This window comes from Kribbella sp. NPDC051770 (assembly GCF_040681455.1).
GTDB lineage: Bacteria > Actinomycetota > Actinomycetes > Propionibacteriales > Kribbellaceae > Kribbella.
Window position 1 is genome coordinate 39,242 of sequence record NZ_JBFAYT010000021.1, and the last position, 16,205, is coordinate 55,446.

11 protein-coding genes are annotated in these 16,205 nt (G+C 69.8%); 4 read left to right on the forward strand and 7 right to left on the reverse strand.

Going from position 1 to position 16,205, the window contains the following annotated elements; genetic code table 11:
- The first annotated feature begins 6 nt into the window (after positions 1 to 6).
- Positions 7 to 753 carry a putative protein N(5)-glutamine methyltransferase gene (locus AB0M01_RS38200; protein ID WP_363677628.1) on the forward strand — a complete coding sequence of 249 codons (747 nt, stop codon included), beginning with the start codon at positions 7 to 9 and terminating at the stop codon, positions 751 to 753.
- Positions 750 to 1,211 carry a GNAT family N-acetyltransferase gene (locus AB0M01_RS38205; protein ID WP_363677583.1) on the forward strand — a complete coding sequence of 154 codons (462 nt, stop codon included), beginning with the start codon at positions 750 to 752 and terminating at the stop codon, positions 1,209 to 1,211. The genes AB0M01_RS38200 and AB0M01_RS38205 overlap by 4 nt, the downstream gene beginning before the upstream one ends.
- A gap of 279 nt (positions 1,212 to 1,490) precedes the next feature.
- Here the strand turns inward: AB0M01_RS38205 and AB0M01_RS38210 are convergent, their stop codons facing one another.
- The 6 genes from AB0M01_RS38210 to AB0M01_RS38235 all read right to left on the reverse strand — a co-directional run bounded on the left by AB0M01_RS38210 (position 1,491) and on the right by AB0M01_RS38235 (position 12,619).
- The gene (locus tag AB0M01_RS38210; protein WP_363677584.1) at positions 1,491 to 5,171 is read right to left on the reverse strand and encodes a carbohydrate-binding protein; all 3,681 of its coding nucleotides are present in this window, start codon (positions 5,169 to 5,171) and stop codon (positions 1,491 to 1,493) included.
- A 140-nt stretch (positions 5,172 to 5,311) separates the two neighbouring features.
- Positions 5,312 to 7,126 carry a beta-galactosidase gene (locus AB0M01_RS38215; protein WP_363677585.1) on the reverse strand — a complete coding sequence of 605 codons (1,815 nt, stop codon included), beginning with the start codon at positions 7,124 to 7,126 and terminating at the stop codon, positions 5,312 to 5,314.
- Positions 7,123 to 7,944, reverse strand: a complete 822-nt coding sequence (locus AB0M01_RS38220) for a carbohydrate ABC transporter permease (protein WP_363677587.1) — start codon at positions 7,942 to 7,944, stop codon at positions 7,123 to 7,125. Before AB0M01_RS38220 ends, AB0M01_RS38215 begins: the two co-directional genes overlap by 4 nt.
- Entirely contained in the window at positions 7,941 to 8,873 is a 933-nt protein-coding gene (locus AB0M01_RS38225; RefSeq protein ID WP_363677589.1) for a sugar ABC transporter permease, read from the reverse strand. The genes AB0M01_RS38220 and AB0M01_RS38225 overlap by 4 nt, the downstream gene beginning before the upstream one ends.
- The gene (locus tag AB0M01_RS38230; protein WP_363677590.1) at positions 8,870 to 10,111 is read right to left on the reverse strand and encodes a sugar ABC transporter substrate-binding protein; all 1,242 of its coding nucleotides are present in this window, start codon (positions 10,109 to 10,111) and stop codon (positions 8,870 to 8,872) included. Before AB0M01_RS38230 ends, AB0M01_RS38225 begins: the two co-directional genes overlap by 4 nt.
- Positions 10,112 to 10,144: 33 nt before the next feature.
- The gene (locus AB0M01_RS38235) at positions 10,145 to 12,619 is read right to left on the reverse strand and encodes a glycoside hydrolase family 3 C-terminal domain-containing protein (RefSeq protein WP_363677591.1); all 2,475 of its coding nucleotides are present in this window, start codon (positions 12,617 to 12,619) and stop codon (positions 10,145 to 10,147) included.
- A gap of 304 nt (positions 12,620 to 12,923) precedes the next feature.
- Here AB0M01_RS38235 and AB0M01_RS38240 point away from each other — a divergent pair, with 304 nt between their 5' ends.
- Together AB0M01_RS38240 and AB0M01_RS38245 are read left to right on the forward strand one after the other, a co-directional pair.
- Positions 12,924 to 13,580, forward strand: a complete 657-nt coding sequence (locus AB0M01_RS38240) for a TetR/AcrR family transcriptional regulator (protein WP_363677592.1) — start codon at positions 12,924 to 12,926, stop codon at positions 13,578 to 13,580.
- Positions 13,581 to 13,667: 87 nt separating this feature from the next.
- Entirely contained in the window at positions 13,668 to 14,072 is a 405-nt protein-coding gene (locus AB0M01_RS38245; protein WP_363677594.1) for a VOC family protein, read from the forward strand.
- Here AB0M01_RS38245 and AB0M01_RS38250 read toward each other — a convergent pair.
- Positions 14,069 to 16,066, reverse strand: coding sequence for a translation factor GTPase family protein (locus AB0M01_RS38250; protein WP_363677595.1), 1,998 nt, complete (start codon positions 16,064 to 16,066; stop codon positions 14,069 to 14,071). The two genes, AB0M01_RS38245 and AB0M01_RS38250, sit on opposite strands and share 4 nt — an antisense overlap.
- Positions 16,067 to 16,205: the final 139 nt, after the last annotated feature.

The window sequence follows — 16,205 nt, forward strand, 5'->3', positions numbered from 1 at the left end:
CAATCCGTGGTCACCGCGTTGAGAGCCGCCGGCTGCGTCTTCGCCGAAGAAGAAGCCGACCTCATTCTCTCGACCGCGACCTCACCTGAGCAGATCACTCAAATGGTCGCTCAACGCACCTCCGGCCTCCCACTCGAACAAGTCCTCGGCTGGGCCTCCTTCCACGGCGTCCGCGTCCTCGTCGACCCCGACGTCTTCGTCCCCCGCCGCCGCACCGAGCACCTCGTCGACGAAGCCATCGCCCGCTGCACCCCCGACTCGGTCGTCGTCGACCTGTGCTGCGGCTCCGGCGCCCTCGCGCTTGCCGTCGCCACCGCCGTACCGGGCGTCGACCTGTACGCCGCCGACCTGCACCCGGCCGCCGTCCGGAACGCCCGCCGCAACCTCTCCACCGCGCAGGTCCTCGAAGGCGACCTCTACGAGGCCCTTCCCACCGGCCTCCGCGGCCGCGTCGACATCCTGCTCGCGAACGTCCCGTACGTCCCGACCGGTGACGTCCAGTTCCTCCCCGCCGAAGCCCGACTCCACGAACCGCGCCTCACCCTCGACGGCGGCCCCGACGGCCTCTCCCTGCTGCGCCGGGTCGCCGCCGAGGCCCCGACCTGGCTGTCGACCGGCGGCCACCTCTTCACCGAGGCGAGCGCCGACCAAGCACCCGTTGCCGCGCAGATCCTGGCGGACGCCGGCCTGGAGCCCACCATCAGCACCGACGAGGACGACTTCGCCACCACCGTCATCGGCAGGAGACCATGATCACCGTCCGCACCGCCACCGCCGCCGATCTGGACGGCGTCGTCGCGTCCTGCACCGCGCTCTTCGCCGAGGACGCCGCCCAGCGTGACCCGCTCCGCAACCAGTCCTGGCCCGCGACGTACGCCGGCGGCTGGGCGAGCGGCCTGCTCGCCGACCCCGAGTCCTTGGTGCTGGTGGCAACGACCGACGACGCGGTCGTCGGCCACCTGATCGGCAAGTTCCTTCCCGCGAGCGAGATGTGGATCGCGCCCCGCGCGGAGCTGATCAGCATGTACGTCCGCCCGGAGGTCCGCGGCGGCGGAGGCGCCGGCCAGCTGATCGAGGCGTTCGCGGACTGGGCCCGGCAACGCGGCGCGGCCCGCCTGGAGGTCGACGCCTACGCCTCCAACGAGCGGGCACTGCGGGTGTACGAGCGGCACGGCTTCCGCCCGCACTCGATCCAGCTCACCACCGACTGAGAAGCGCCCGGCCGGGGCAACGCCACCCCGGCCGAGCGCGGTCAACTCACAGCGTCGCCTTCACCTTCCTCGCCTCCAGGGCGAACATCGACAGGTTCGGCGTCAGCACGGCCGCCGAGGTGTCGTCGCCGATCGCGACCCAGCGCTGGTTGAGCGGTGCACAGACTCCGTGGCTCTGGGAGTCGGTGCGGATGTCGACCAGGCTGAGCTGCGTCGTGCTCAGGCCGAGCGCCGTACGGATGTTGCCGAGCGCGGTCTGCTGCGCCGTGGTGAGCGCGGTCAGCAGGCCCTGCAGGTACTGCGTCTCGTTGGTCTGCAGGTTGTACCGCGTGTCCGGCTTGCTGCCGGAGGCCGCCGTACCGCCCGAGCAGGAGACGCTCGAACCGGTGCCGAAGACCGACGGGTAGCTGACGAACCGGATCTTCGCCGACGGCGCGTAGGCGCGGATCCGGTCGACGACCGCGCGCAGGTTGCGCGTGGTGTCGGTCGCCGACCAACCACGGCCCGCGGGCCGTGGTTGGTCGGGTTGCCACCGGAGTCCACGCAGGTCGTGGTCGCGATGCAGGCCGTCATCTGGCCGAGGATCGTGCCGGACCACAGCGTGTCGGTCGACGTGTAGGTGTCGTTGGCACCGATCGTCACCGTGACCGTGTCGGTCCCGGAACCAAGGGCGCCGGTGCCGGGAGCGCCGCCGGAGTAGCCGTCGGCTGCCTCGGCGATCTCGTCGCCGTCGGTGCTGGTCGTCCCGGTCGGGTTGGTCGCGTTGGCGATGCTCTCGCTCTTGTCACCCGGGCAGGACGCGTCGTACGTCGTGTCCCGCCGGCCGAGCGTGTCGGCCAGGTACTGGACCTGGTTCCAGCGCGCCCGCTCGCACTTGATCGTGACCGTCGTCCCCGACTTCACGTAGCCGCGCGAGTTCGGCGACGACGACTGCGTCACGCCCGGTCCCGCGGAGAAGTTGTCGCCGAGGTTGACCGTCTTGGCCCAGCCCTGACCGGTCGGGGTGATCGTCAGCCGGTCGAGGTTGAACCCGCCGGTCTCGATCCGGACGTAGAGCGCGTGCGCGCCGGCCGGCAGGTTCACCGGCTGGGCGATGTCGATCCAGGTCTGCCAGCCGCCGGTGTTCGGCACCGTCAGCTGCGCCGGGCTGACCACGTTCGCGACGTTGGTCGGGCTGTCGACGGCGTACCGGATCCGTCCGGAGGTGAACTCGCTGGCCACCCGCGCACTGATCGTGTACGACGCGGCGTTCGGCGTGTAGAAGTCGTAGCGCAGCCACTCGCCGTCGGCGGTGCTGCCGACGTCGTAGTTCTCCAGCTTGGTGCCGTCGGACGAGCTCGGCTCGAGGTCGACGTCACCGCCGCGGTAGTACCCGTAGAGCGGGTTGCTCTGGTAGGTCGCGTTGCCGTTGTTCCCGCTGGAGTCGCTGTACCCGTTGCCCTGACCGCCCGGCCCGTAGTCCTCGGCCTCGATCACCGCGCCCCCGGCGATCTCGTTGACCCGGGAACCTTCCAGGTAGTGCAGCGCGACGGTCCCGGACTCGACCACGAAGGTCAGCGTGTGCACGCCGGCCGGGATCTGCTTGCCGTACAGCGACATGGTGCTCCACCCGCCGCCGGTGCTGGAGAACGGAACCGACCCGAGCGACACCCCGTCGAGCTCGACCCGGTACTGCGCGCTCACGGTCGACGAGACCCGCGCGTGCACGTCGAAGTTGCCGCCGCTGAGCACGTTGGCGGTGTAGTTGACCCGGTCGCCGGTCGCGAGGTTGTTGATGCCCGGAGCGGTCGGGAACTCACCGTCGCCGGTCGAGGTCACCAGGTTGACGCCGTCCTGGCGAGGACTCGTCGAGGCGACCCGGGTCGCGATCTGGTAGCCCGCGCCCTGCCCGCCGACGTTGTAGTCACCGCCGAACAGCGTGCCCGGGAGCACCCCGGTGTTCAGCGGAGCGAAACCGGCCGTGCCGACCGCGATCGACTTGTACGGCTGGCCGACGGCCGGCAGCGGATTCACCATGATCCCCGCGACGGTCGCCGTCCCGGTGGTCGCGACGGTCGACAGGTTGAGCGTGCCGTCGGTGACGGCCAGGTCGAACGTCTTGCTGGTCGCCTTCTTACCGCCGCCTGCCGCCTGGAACGCATCGACGCTCAGCTGGGTCGCGCCTTCGGCCACGACATTGAAGACACGTTGGCCGTTCGCGGTCGAGGTGTTGTCACTCAGCTGCAGCGTCACGCGGTAGCGCCCGGTGGGCACGGCCAGCGCGTAGCTGAAGTTCCCGTCGCGGGTCTTCTGGTAGAGCGCGTCGTCCGGCGTGTTCGCGATCGCGGCCGACGTACTGGCGATCGAGCCGCCGGTGAAGTTGCCGTCAGCATCGAACTTGGTGCCGGAGTGGTCGGTCGACCCGATGGTCGCACCGGCGTCGATCGCGTACGACGTCCGCGCGCCGCTCCAGGTGAAGGTCGTGGTCGAGTGCTCCGCGAGCGTCGCGGTGAAACCGGCCGCGTCCTCGCCGACCGTGAGGTTCTGCTGCGGCCCGCTGTTCACCGCGACCAGCACCCGCTGCCCGTCGGGGTTCTCGAACGCGGTCTGGACGACGGTCGAGCCGGTCTTGCCGCCCTCGGCGGCGATCCGGTGCGCACCGGGCTTGACGAACTTCGAGAACTGGCCGAGCTGGTAGTACTTCGGCAGGTACGAGATCGTCGCCGGGTTCGTGCTGGTGTCGACCTCGACCAGCGGTTCCTGCGGCGCGCTGAGCGGCGTCACCGGGCCACCGTTCTGGTCCAGCACCATGTTCCAGTAGATGTAGGCGTTCCGGCCGCCGTTGGTCTGGGCCACCAGTTCGCGGCCCCACTTCTCGTCGCGGATGTAGTTGTCCGGCTCGGCCTGACCAAGGTCGGTGTGCTCGCTCATCCAGGTCGAGTAGCCGGGTTTCACCTGCTCGAGGAAGTTCACGTTGCCGTTGACGCAGTACGGGCGGTTCCCGGCCGGGCCGAAGTCGCACTCGTAGGGGTGGAAGTCGACCCCGCCGGTGTACTCACGCGCGGCCGTGTCGTTGAGGATGTTGGCCGGGTAGTACCAGTGGTCCTGGTTGTGCTCGTAGATCCGGATCTTGGTGTTGGTCGAGGTCGCGGCGAACGTCGGGCCGAGGTAGTTGCCGACGAAGTCGGACATCTGGTCGAAGTCCCACTTGGTCGCCTCGAACGCCGCCGGGTTCTCCGGCTCGTTCTGCACCGACACGTCGTCGATGGTGATGCCCCGGGCCGCGTAGGCCGCGACGTACTTCTGGAAGTAGTTGGCGTAGGCCGTGTAGTACTGCGGGTTGACCGAGGGCTTGACCAGGTACGGCAGCACGCCGGGCATCAGCGGGTTCTGGCCGAGCAGCGACTTGTTGTCCTTCATCCAGCCGGGCGCCGTCCACGGCGAGGCCATCAGGCGGAAGGCGCCCTGGGCCTTGGCGGCCTGGATGTAGGGCACCAGGTTGGCGTCGTCGTGGGCGACCGAGAAGTTGCTCAGCGCGAAGTCGTCGACGTTCCCGGCGGTCTCGTCGTAGGAGTAGTGGGTCAGCGCGAAGTCGCTGGACCCGATCGGGGTGCGGGCGATCGTGAACCCGGCGCCGGACGTCGGGTTGAACAGCTTCGACATCACCTGGGTGCGCTGGGCCGAGCTGACGTTCGGCTTGTTCAGCGTGTCCCAGCCGGCCTCGTTGAAGGTCGCGCCGTAGCCCTCGATCGGCTGGAACTGCCGGGTCGCGTCGACCCGGACGTCGGGCACGGTCGCCAGTGCGCTGAAGGTCAGGCCGGGCTTCGGGGTGAGCTGGTCGCCGGCCAGTGAGGTCGCCGTGACCGCGACCGGCGTACCGGTCGGGGCGGCGTAGGCCGGAGCTGGGGACGTGGGGGCGATCAGTGGAGCTGCGGAGACTGCGATGGTTGCCGAGGCGGCGACCACCCATCGTGACTTCATGGTCCTCCCAGTGGCGGGCCCGCCGGAGCGGGCTGTGACTATAGTCAGTGAGGCTGACTATCAACGTGGGTGACTGCGAAACAGGGCAGAGCGGAGCAGCCGGAGCGCTTCGGCGCGCTGGCGGACGGGGTGCTGCGGGGTCAGGCCGTGACGGCGTACACGCGGTGGCCGGGGACGAGCTTCAGCGGTGCGTGCTCGAAACGGAACAGGGTGGACTGCGGAGACGTGAGGTCGGTCAGCGTCCCGTTCGGTACGCCGGGCAGGTAGAGCAGGGAGTCGTCGAAGCCGTCACCCCAGTGCACGACGTGGACGATCAGCTCCCCGGGCAGCGGGCGGATCCCGATCAGGGTGTTCGGGATCCGCCCGCCCGGACCGATCAGCGCCGGCGAGGGGAGGGCCGGCAGCTGATCGGTGACCTCGATGACGGTGCGGCCTTCGGCCCGCAGCCACGCCACCTGGTCGGGGTCGACACCGCAGCGCGGCGGGATCACGACCGGGACCTCGACCGGCGACACCAGCTCCGTCGCCGTGTCCCACAGGTCGTACGGCATCCCGCGCTCGGTGAGCTCCAGCAGCGTCCGCTCCCAGAGCCGGTACGGCGCCGCCGTCTCCTCGTCGTACCAGTCGACGTCGGGCAGCCGCGACGTACCGGTCACCGAGTACGCCGCGTGCGCGTCGGGCCTGTGCCACGCGACCACCACGCTCGGAACGACCGGCGCGGTCAGCGCGTCGGGCCGCCGGTGCGCGAGACCCACGAGCTGGTCGATCGGCGCGAAGAAGTCCGACCGCCGGCCGTCGTTCTCCAGCGGCGCGAGCTCCCAGTTCTCCCGGTTGCCGAGCATGTACAGGTTGAACCCGGCGAAGCCGAGCGCGACCGCGGCACCCCACCAGACCTCCTGCTCCAGCGGCGTCGGGTCGGGGTACTCGACGAGCTCGCCGGGGGAGCGCCAGATCCCGGCCTGCAGCTCGGGGATCCAGGGGAGCGGTTCCCCGGCCGCCCGGGCCGTCGCGGCCGACCGCGCGAGGCGGTGGATGTCGGCGGTGTCCAGCGGCGGGATGTAGTAGTGGTCCTCGCCGGTCGCGGCGCCGACATCACGGCGTACGGCGGAGTGCGCGACCGGGACGTCGTGCACGGGATGCGTCACCAGGTTCACCGTGTAGAGCAGGTCCTGGCCGCCGAGCTTCTCGTGCATCTGCTTCAAGGTCGCCAGGTAGCGCGTGGTCGAGGCGGTCTTGAACGCGATCCAGTCCTCGAGGCTCTGCGCCGACGGTGGTCCGTCGAGACTCGGCCGCCGCGGTGGCCAGACGGTGCTGGTGTCGCCGTAGCGATCCCGCATCCACTCCCGGTACGCCGTGACCGAGGCCTCGCTGTAGTCGGAGCCGTAGAGCGAGTCCTGGAAGCAGAGGCTCGGCTCGTTGTCGAGCTGCAGCGCGACGACCGGACCGTGCGGGTGCACCTGGTCGCCGATCGCCGCCCAGACCGCGGCGAACCAGTCCTCGACCACCGACAGGTACCGCTCATCGGCGTAGCTCGGCATCGGGTGCTGGAACGGCGGGTTGTACCCGAGCACGATCTCGCCCTGGTCGTCGCGAACCAGCAACTCGGTCCGCTCCAGCAACCAGTCGGGATAACCGCCGCCGGGCTCCTCGGCACAGATCCACGGCCCGGGCTTGAGCTGCACCAGCGCACCGGCGTCGGCGCAGATCCGCAGGAACCGTCGTACGTCGAGCCGCGGGTCGTCGCGCCCGGTGAAGTCCAACCGGCCCTGCTCCGGCTCGTGCCGGCGCCAGGACAGGTAGCTGCTGATCAGCGTCACGCCGGCCGCCCGGGCGGCCCGCACAGCGGGCTCCCAGGTCTCCGGCTCCATCCGCCAGAACTGGATCTCCCCAGCGATCAGCGGGAGCTCGTCCCGGCCGACCCGGAGCAGACCGCCGGCCACGGTGACCGCGCTCATCCCTTCACCCCTCCCGCCGCGTTGCCCGCGACCAGCCACTTCTGAATGATGCTGAACAGGACGATGCTCGGGATGGCGACCAGGATCGACATCGCCGCGAGCTGGTTCCACGACACCTCGTACGCGCTGGACAGCTGCGACAGCCCGACCGGCAGGGTCCGGTGCTCGTCGCTGTTGGTGAACGTCAGCGCGAACGTGAACTCCTCCCACGACCCGATGAAGATGAAGATGCCGGCGGCGACCACACCGGGCCGGGCCGCGGGCAGCGCGGCGTACCACATCGCCCCGAACTGGCCGGCGCCGTCGATCCGGGCCGCCTCGTCGATCTCCTTCGGGACCTGGTCGAACGCGGTCTTCATCAGCCACGCCCCGAGCGGCGCGGACGCGCTCACCTGGGCCAGCACCAGCGCCCAGGGCGTGTCGATCAGGTTCAGCTTCGACACGATGCTGAACAACGGGATGATCAGCAGCACCGACGGGAACATCTGGGTGGACAGCAGCCCGACCACGATCGCCAGCCGGCCCCGGAACTGGTACCGCGACAGCGCGTAGCCCGCCATCACGCCGATCAGGATCCCGATCGCGACCGTGCACACGCTGACCAGCAGCGAGTTGCCCAGCCAGGCGACGAAGTTGCCGCGGCTCACGACGTACGTGAAGTTCTCGAACGTCGGGTGCGACGGCAGCAGCGCGTGCGGACTCTGGTACAGCTCCTCACGGGTCTTGAACGCGTCCGCGACGATCCCCAGCATCGGCAGCAGCGCGAAGACCGCCAGGATCACGGCCCCCAGCCAGAGCAGCAGGCGCTTCGGCCTCACGACAGCGCCTCCTTGCCGAACGCACGGATGTAGACGGCCGAGCCGGCGCCGACGATCGCGAACAGGATCATCGACAGCGCCGAGGCGTAGCCGAAGTCGAAGCTGGAGAACGCGCTCTTGTAGACGAACGTGGTGAGGATGTCGGTCGAGCCGGCCGGCCCACCGCCGGTCATCACGTAGATCGAGCTGAAGTTGTTGAAGGTCCAGATCAGCGCCAGCAGCGTGCTGGTCATCAGCATCGGCTTCAGCAGCGGCACGGTGATCCGGAGGAAGGTCTGCGTCCAGGACGCCCCGTCCACCCCCGCGGCCTCGTAGACCTCACCGGGGATGGAGGCCATCCCGGCGATCAGCAGGACCATGATGAACGGGAAACCCCGCCAGACGTTCGCCACGACCACCGCGGCCAGCGCGGTGTTCGGGTTGGACAGCCAGGCCTCCTGCAGACCCGACAGACCGAACACGCCGAGCAGCTGGTTGATCAGCCCGTAGTCCGGTTGGTACAGCAACTTCCAGGCCAGCGCACCGACGACCACGGGCGTCGCCCACGGCAGCACGAAGATCGCGCGCAGGATCCGGGCCCCGGCCAGCTGCTGCAGGAGCAGCGCTCCGGCCATCGCGACCACGAGCTGCAGGGCCACCGACCCCACCGTCCAGATCACGCTGTTGCCGAAGACCGACCAGACCTGGTGGTCACCGAAGGCCTGGGTGTAGTTGTCGACCCCGACGAACTCCCAGCCCTCGTGCTTGACCGGGTTCACGTCGAACAGGCTCTGCACGGCGACCGTGCCGATCGGGTACACGACGAACGCGGCGACCGCGAGCAGGGCCGGGGCCAGGAACAGGTACGGCGCGAGCGCCTCCCGGCGGCGCCGCCTCCGCGGGTGGGACCGGTGGGCCCCACCCGCGAGAGCTGGTGTCACAGAGGTCATTGCAGCGCCTTGTTCGACGCCTCGACAGCCTCGTCGAGCGCGTCCTTCGGCGACTTCTTGCCCGACAGCGCCGCCTGCACGGCGTTCCCGAGGGCGGTGTCGATGTCACCGGCCTGCGGGACCGACGGGCGCGACCGCGCCTGCTGCAGGACCGCGGAGAACGCGCTCACGTACTTGTCGTCCTTGAACACCGGGTCGTCGTACAGGGCGGTCTTGACCGGGATGTAGCCGAGCGCGCTCGCCCACTCCTTCTGCACCGCGTCGTCCATCAGCCACTTCACGAACGTCTTCGCCGCGTCGGCGTGCTTGCTGTTCTTCAGCACCAGCAGATCGAGCCCACCGAGAACCGTCGCCTCCTGCTGGTCCTTCGGCAGCGGCGCGACCGCCCACTTGCCGTCGATCCCGGCCGTCTTCAGCGACGGGATCATCCACGGCCCCGACGTCATCATGCCCAGCGTGCCGGACACGAACGGGCCCTTCAGGTCGTCCTCGGTCGCGCTCGCCATCCCGGCCGGCATCGCGTCCTTCTGCAGGTCGACCCACAGCTGCAGCGCCTTCACCGCCTCCGGGGAGTTGAACACGGCCGTCTTCTGGTCCTTGTCCAGGACATCCGCGCCCGACTGCCACAGCCAGGGGTAGAACTCGAAGCCGCCCCAGCCGCCGAACAGACCGGCGCCCTTCACCTTGCCGTTGGTGAGCTTCTTCGCCGCGGTGGTGAACTCGTCCCAGGTCGCCGGCGGCGTGCTGATGCCGGCCGCGCTGAGCAGATCGGTGCGGTAGAACAGCGCCAGCGCCGACAGGTCCGCCGGTACGCCGTACAGCTTGCCGTCCTTGGTGATCGGCTCGAGGCTGGCCGGGAAGTACTCCTTGGCCTGCACGGTGTCGTCCAGCGGCAGCGCCCAGCCCGACGCGATGAACTGCGTCGCGCGCGGCGGCTCGACCCGGACCACGTCCGGCCCCTTGCCACCGGCGATCTGCGTGGTCAGCTTGTCGTAGTAGCTCTTGTCGTTGTCACGGACCAGCTTCACCGTGATGTTCGGGTTGGCCTGCGAGAAGCTCGCCAGTTGCTTCTCGAACTGGGCCGTCTCGGCGTCGCTGAACTGCTCCTGGAAGGTGATCTCCACCTTCTCGCCGGCCTTGCCGCCGGACGAGTCGTCCGACGACCCGCAGGCGGCGAACGCCGCGAGCAGCAGCGGCACGGCGGCCAGCGCCGTCAGCCGCTTTCCGGTTCGGTTCATTTCCTGGTACCTCCTTGGGTTGGGACCGGCCGCTCAGCCTGCGTCCTTGAGGGATGCGGTCGCGGACAGCCGCAGATCACGGCTGGACCTGCCCGCGCGGAACACGTAGCGCCCCTCGGGGATCTCCCAGCGGTGCTGTGCGACGTTCCAGGTCTCGAGAGCACGGCGCCCGACCGGGACCCGCAGCGTCGCCGACTCGCCCGCGGCGAGCTCGGCGGCCGCGAAACCGGCCAGCCAGCGCACCGGGCGCTCGACCGGCGAGTCCGGTGCCTCGAGGTAGACCTGCACGACTTCCCGCGCCTGACGGGAGCCGGTGTTCGTGAGGGCGACCTGGACGACGAGGTCGTCCGGTCCGCCGTGGAGCTCGATACCGTCGTACTGCCAGGTGCCGTAGCCCAGGCCGAAGCCGAACTCGCGCGCCGGCGTACGGTCGAGGCGTTCCCAGCCGCGGTAGCCGATGTCGATGCCCTCGGTGTAGTCGAGCACGCCGTCGACCGGCGTCGTCTCCTTCACCGGTACGTCGGCCTCGGCCGCAGGCAGCGTCCACGGCAGCCGGCCGCTCGGCTCAGTCACCCCGAGCAGCGCGTCGGCCAGACCGTTGCCGGCCTCCTGACCGGGCAGCCACCACCACAGGACCGCGGCGGCGCTCTCGAGCCAGGGCAGGATCACGGGAGCACCGGCGTTGACGACGACCACTGTGCGCGGGTTGGCCGCGATCACGCGCTCGACCAGCTCGTTCTGACGGCCGGGCAGCTGGAGGTCACGGCGGTCCCAGCCTTCGGACTCGGTCTCCTCGTTGGTGCCGACGACAACGATCGCGGTGTCGGCAGCTGCCGCGACCGCGACGGCGCGCTCGATCTCCTCGTCGGGCGGCAGCCCGGGCAGATCGTGCCGGAGCAGGAACCGGACGAACCGGCCGTACGCACCGGCGTCGACGACCTGCTGGTTGGACTCGATGGTCACCCGGCGGCCGCCGTCGGACGACAGGACGGCCGCCGGGCCGTTCGGGTGGTTGGCCGACGAGTCGAGGATGACGTCGTGGTCGGCCCAGGTGGTCGAGGTCGAGGCGACCTCGCCGTCGAAGCGGATCGTGTGCGCGCCGGAGACGCCGACCCCGATCCGGTGGTCGCCCGGCTGGTCGAGCGTGACGACAGCGCGGATCCGGGCCCGGATCGCGCCGAGCGGAGCCTCGCGATTCCAGCTCTCGCTGGCCGGGACGATCCGTTCCTCGCCGACCGGCACGTCGTGCTCGTCGACGAAGGTGAGCGAGTAGCCCGGTTCGCCGTCCGGCGTGGTCACCAGGCTCGGGTCGATCGGCCGGGCGTGGGCGTACGCCGAGGTGCCGCGGTCCGCCTTGACCACGGCGTACGGGAGGACGTCCTGGAGCGCCTGCTGCGCCGAGGCCAGGTACGGCGCGGTCACGAAGGCGCTGCCGCCGCCCTGGACGAACGGGTCGAGCGCGTTCGGGCCGATCAGCGCGACCGTGCCGACGGTGGAGACCGGCAGCGGGAGCAGCCCGTTGTTGCCCAGAACAACCATCGAGCGGGCGACGGTCTCGCGGAGCAGCTCGCGGGTGGACTGCATGACCGGGAGGTTCCGCTGGACGGCGTCGACGGTGACCGGCGTACCGGGGACGGCTCCGACGCGGGCGCCGAGGCGGACGATCCGGTCGACCTTGTCGTCGAGGAGGGACTCCGGGACGAGTCCCTCCTCGACCGCCTTCTCCAGCCCCTCGGCCCACGGTCCGCCCGGACCGGGCATCACCAGGTCGAGGCCGCCGAGCGCCGACTCGACCGTCGACGAGGTCGCCAGCCAGTCGCTGATCACGACACCGTCGAAACCCCACTCGCCCTTGAGGACGTCGTTGAGCAGCCGCGAGTGCTCGGTCGCCGGCGACGCCTCGTAGCCGTCGTCGATGCCGTTGTAGGCGGCCATCACGCTCCACACGCCGGCCTCGCGGACCGCCTTCTCGAACGGCGCCAGGTACACCTCGCGCAGCGCGCGCTCACCGATCTTCGCGAGGTACGACGTGCGCTCGGTCTCGGACTCGTTGCCGAGGAAGTGCTTCACGCAGACCGCGACGCCGCGCTCCTGCACCGCGCGGATGAACTCCGCGGCGATCGTGCCGGTCAGCAGGGGGTCCTCGGAGAACGCCTCGAAGTGGCGGCCGCCGTACGGGGTGCGCTGGAGGTTCACGACGGGGGAGAGGACCACGTCGACGCGCTTGCGGCGGGCCTCGCCGGCGATCAGCGTGCCGAGCCGCGCGATCAGCGCCGGGTCCCAGGTGGCGGCCAGCGCGGTCGGGCTCGGCAGCTGCGCCGACGGACGGGTGTCCTCGTCGACACCGCGGACGCCGATCGGGCCGTCCGAGACGACGATCGGGCGCAGCATCCGCTCGGGGAGCGCGTGCAGGGTCCAGGACGTGGCGCCGGTCAGCAGGGTGACGCGGCTGCGGTACGGACCACCGTGGCTCCCGGCGGTGCCGTGGAGATCGGTCTGAACGGTCATCGGTTCTCCTCCTGCGGCCCGCGTGGTTCCGGGCCGTGTCCTGCACAGTAAGCAGGACTTACTTACTGGTTTGCAAGTTCTTGAAAGATCACCGTTTCGTAACGTTACTTACCGCTCAGAAAGTTGATCTGATTGCATGCGGTCAGGAAAACGGCTTCCGAGGCGGGATTTCGGTCGCGGAGCGTGATTTGGGAGGCGGCGTGGACAGTGTCGTCCGACACGGGCTGTGCTGGGGGAGCGCGCGACGATCGGGCCGGAGCCGTAAGCTCGGGTCGAGGGTTACTGACTGGTCGGGAGGTCTTGAATGAGCGACGAGCAGACCTGGCCGGCACCGCCCGCGTCGGGCGCCGGACGGGCGCAACGACCGCAGAAACGGTCCGGCCGCCGCCGCGCGGAGATCCTCGACGCGGCGATGACGGTCTTCGGCGAACGCGGCTACGCGAACGGCTCGCTGCAGGACATCGCGGACCGGGTCGGGATGACGCACGCCGGCGTCCTGCACCACTTCGGCTCCAAGGAGCAGCTGCTGATCGCGCTGCTGGAGTACCGCGACGACGCCGACGTCGCCGAGCTCGAAGGACACCACGCGCCGCGCGGCGCGCCGCTGCTCGAGCACCTGGTGGACACCGCGGAGGAGAACAGCAAGCGGCCCGGGATCGTGCAGACCTACACGGTTCTGCTGGGGGAGTCGGTGACCGACAAGCACCCGGCGCGGAACTTCTTCGCCGGGCGGTTCGCCGGGCTGCGGGACATGATCACCAGTGCGGTCGCGGACGCGACGGATCGGTCGATGGACGATCCCGAGGTGATCGGGGCGGCGTCGGCGGTGATCGCGACGATGGACGGGCTGCAGACGCAGTGGCTGCTCGACAAGGACGCGGTGGACATGCGGGCCGTCGTCGACCTGACCATCCGGGCGCTGGTCCGGGAGCTGACCAAGCCGGCCGACGTGATTGCCTGACGCAACCGGTCGCCCGCTTGGTGGACGGCTGTTCCAGCGGTTGAGAGGCGGCGGGGACTGTCCGTGGGCGTTGGTAGCGTCTGGGCAATGAGCGGACTGAGTCTTCAGGTCACCTCGGTGACCATCATGGCCCCCGACCCGCGGGCGCTCGCGGTGTTCTACGCACGGCTCCTCGGCCGGCCGGTGACGACCAGCGAGGGACCCCGCGACGGACACCCGGCCGCCGACGGCTGGGCCCAGATCCGCGCCGCCGAGGGATCCGGCGAGGTCACCCTGAACTTCGAGTACGAGGAACAGTGGAAGCGGCCCCGCTGGCCGGCCGACGCCGGCGCGCAGAACGCGACGCAGCACCTGGACATCGCGGTCGACGACCTGGACGTGGCCACGCAGCACGCCGTTGCCCAGGGCGCCGTTCTCGCGGAGTACCAGCCGCAGGAGACCGTCCGGGTCCTGCTCGACCCGGCCGGGCACCCGTTCTGCCTGTTCGTCTAGACCCTCCGGAGCACGTGCAGCAGATACTCCCTGCGGTTCAGCGGATCGTGATCGGTGCGCTCCCTGCGCGGGACCGCACCGGTCACCGGCTGGTACCTCTTGAACGCCGACTCCAGCACTCCCTCGCCTCTTGTCAGAGCAGGGAGCTGTTGCTCCAGTTGGTAGACCGCGGCGGCCGGGATCTCGCCCTCCAGCACCGAGGTGCTGGTGTCGAGCGCGGGCACCCGCGGAATCGCGCGCAGCTTGGCCAAAGCGCTCAGCACGCCGCGTACGGTGTCGGTCGGGAGCTCCAGCTGGAACCGGTGCATCGGCTCGTGCACCGTCGTACCGGCTTGGCGGAGCGCGGTCGTCAGGACGAGCGGGGTCAGCAGCCGGAAGTCGCCGGCGGTGCTCGACATGCTCTTGTCGAAGACCGCGTGCGCGTGGCTCTGGCGGGCCGAGTAGCCCGAGTGGGTCATCACGACGCGCGCGTCGGGGATCTCCCAGCCGCGCAATCCCTGCTGCAGCGTCTCTCTGACGGTCTCCTCGACTGCCTTGATGAACGCGTACGGCATCGATCCGAGCTCGACCTCGAGGGCGAAGTCGACTCCCTGGCCTGGTGACGCCGGCTCGACGCGGAGGCCTACGGTCGCCAGGAACGGGTTCGGGTCTACCTTGTTGAACTCGACCGCGGCGCCTTCTCCGTCGATCCGTTCGATGTGGATCGTCGTGGTCTCGCGGAAGTCGACGTCGAGCCCGTACTCGGTGGCGAGGGTGGTCTGGATGACCTCCTTCTGCACCTCGCCGTAGAGGGAGACGGAGGTCTCCTGCCGGACGTCGTCCTGGCGCAGGTTGATCAGCGGATCCTGCTCGGCGAGCTGGGAGAGCGCGCTCTGGAGGTTCCCACGATCGGACGCTTTCGCCGGCAGGACGACGGTCTCGAGCGTCGGGGGAGCGAAGAACGCCTCCCGACCTCCGGCCGAAGCTTTCCGGCCCGACTCGTCGACACATCCACCGGCGATCCGGTCCCCGATCCGGACCTCCGCCAGCCCCCACAGCTTCCCGATCTGCCCGGCCGCGACGCTCGCCCGCGTCCTCGTCGTACCGCCGTCGAAGACGCTGATCGCCGTGACCTTCGCCTCCTGATCACCACGGAACCGCAACCGGTCCCGCGTCCGCACCTCGCCGCTGAACATCCGCACGTACGCGACTTTCTCGCCCGCCGCGCCCCGCTCGACCTTGAACACCGACCCGGCCACCGGCGCCCGCGGATCACCTTCCGGCGCAGGCAGCAACTCCCGGATCCCGCCGATCAACGCCTCAACCCCGGCGCCGCTGATCGCCGACCCGAAGTACACCGGATGCACCACCGCGCGCCGCGTCTGCTCCGCGAGCCCGGCCCGCAGAGCGTCGTCGGAGAGCGCGTTCTCGTCCTCCACGTACGCCGCCAGCAACCGCTCGTCGTGCTCGGCGAGCAACTCGACGAGTCCCTCAGGTGCTTGATGCGGCGTGAAGCTCGCCGTTGCGGTCCCGAGGTTGCTGGTCGCCCCCATCGCCACGACCTCCGGCGAAAGCTTCGCCCTGAGCTCCTGGACGAGCGACTCGTACCGAGCCCCCGCCCGGTCGATCTTGTTCACGAAGATCAGCGTCGGGATCCGCAACCGCTGCAGCGTCCGCATCAGGATCCGCGTCTGCGCCTGCACCCCCTCGACCGCCGACACCACCAGCACGGCGCCGTCGAGCACACCGAGCACCCGCTCCACCTCGGCGATGAAGTCCGGGTGGCCCGGGGTGTCGATCAGGTTGACGGTCAGGTCACCGAGCGCGAACGAGACCACGGCCGACTTGATCGTGATCCCACGCTGCCGCTCGAGCGCGAGCGAGTCGGTCTGGGTACTGCCGTCGTCGACGCTACCGACCGCGTCGATGACCCCGGCGGCGTACAGCAGCCGCTCGGTCAGGCTGGTCTTACCGGCGTCGACATGCGCCAGAATCCCGAGGTTCAGTGCTTTCACGCAGCTTCATGTCCCTTGTGCAGGTGGGGGTGCGGAACGAGGTGGACATGAACTGAGGTCGCATCTCTCGGCACTCCTTCGCTGCGGGACAGTCCGTCGAGTACACCAGCCGCTCGGCGAGCTCGGCAAACGGTTTTCG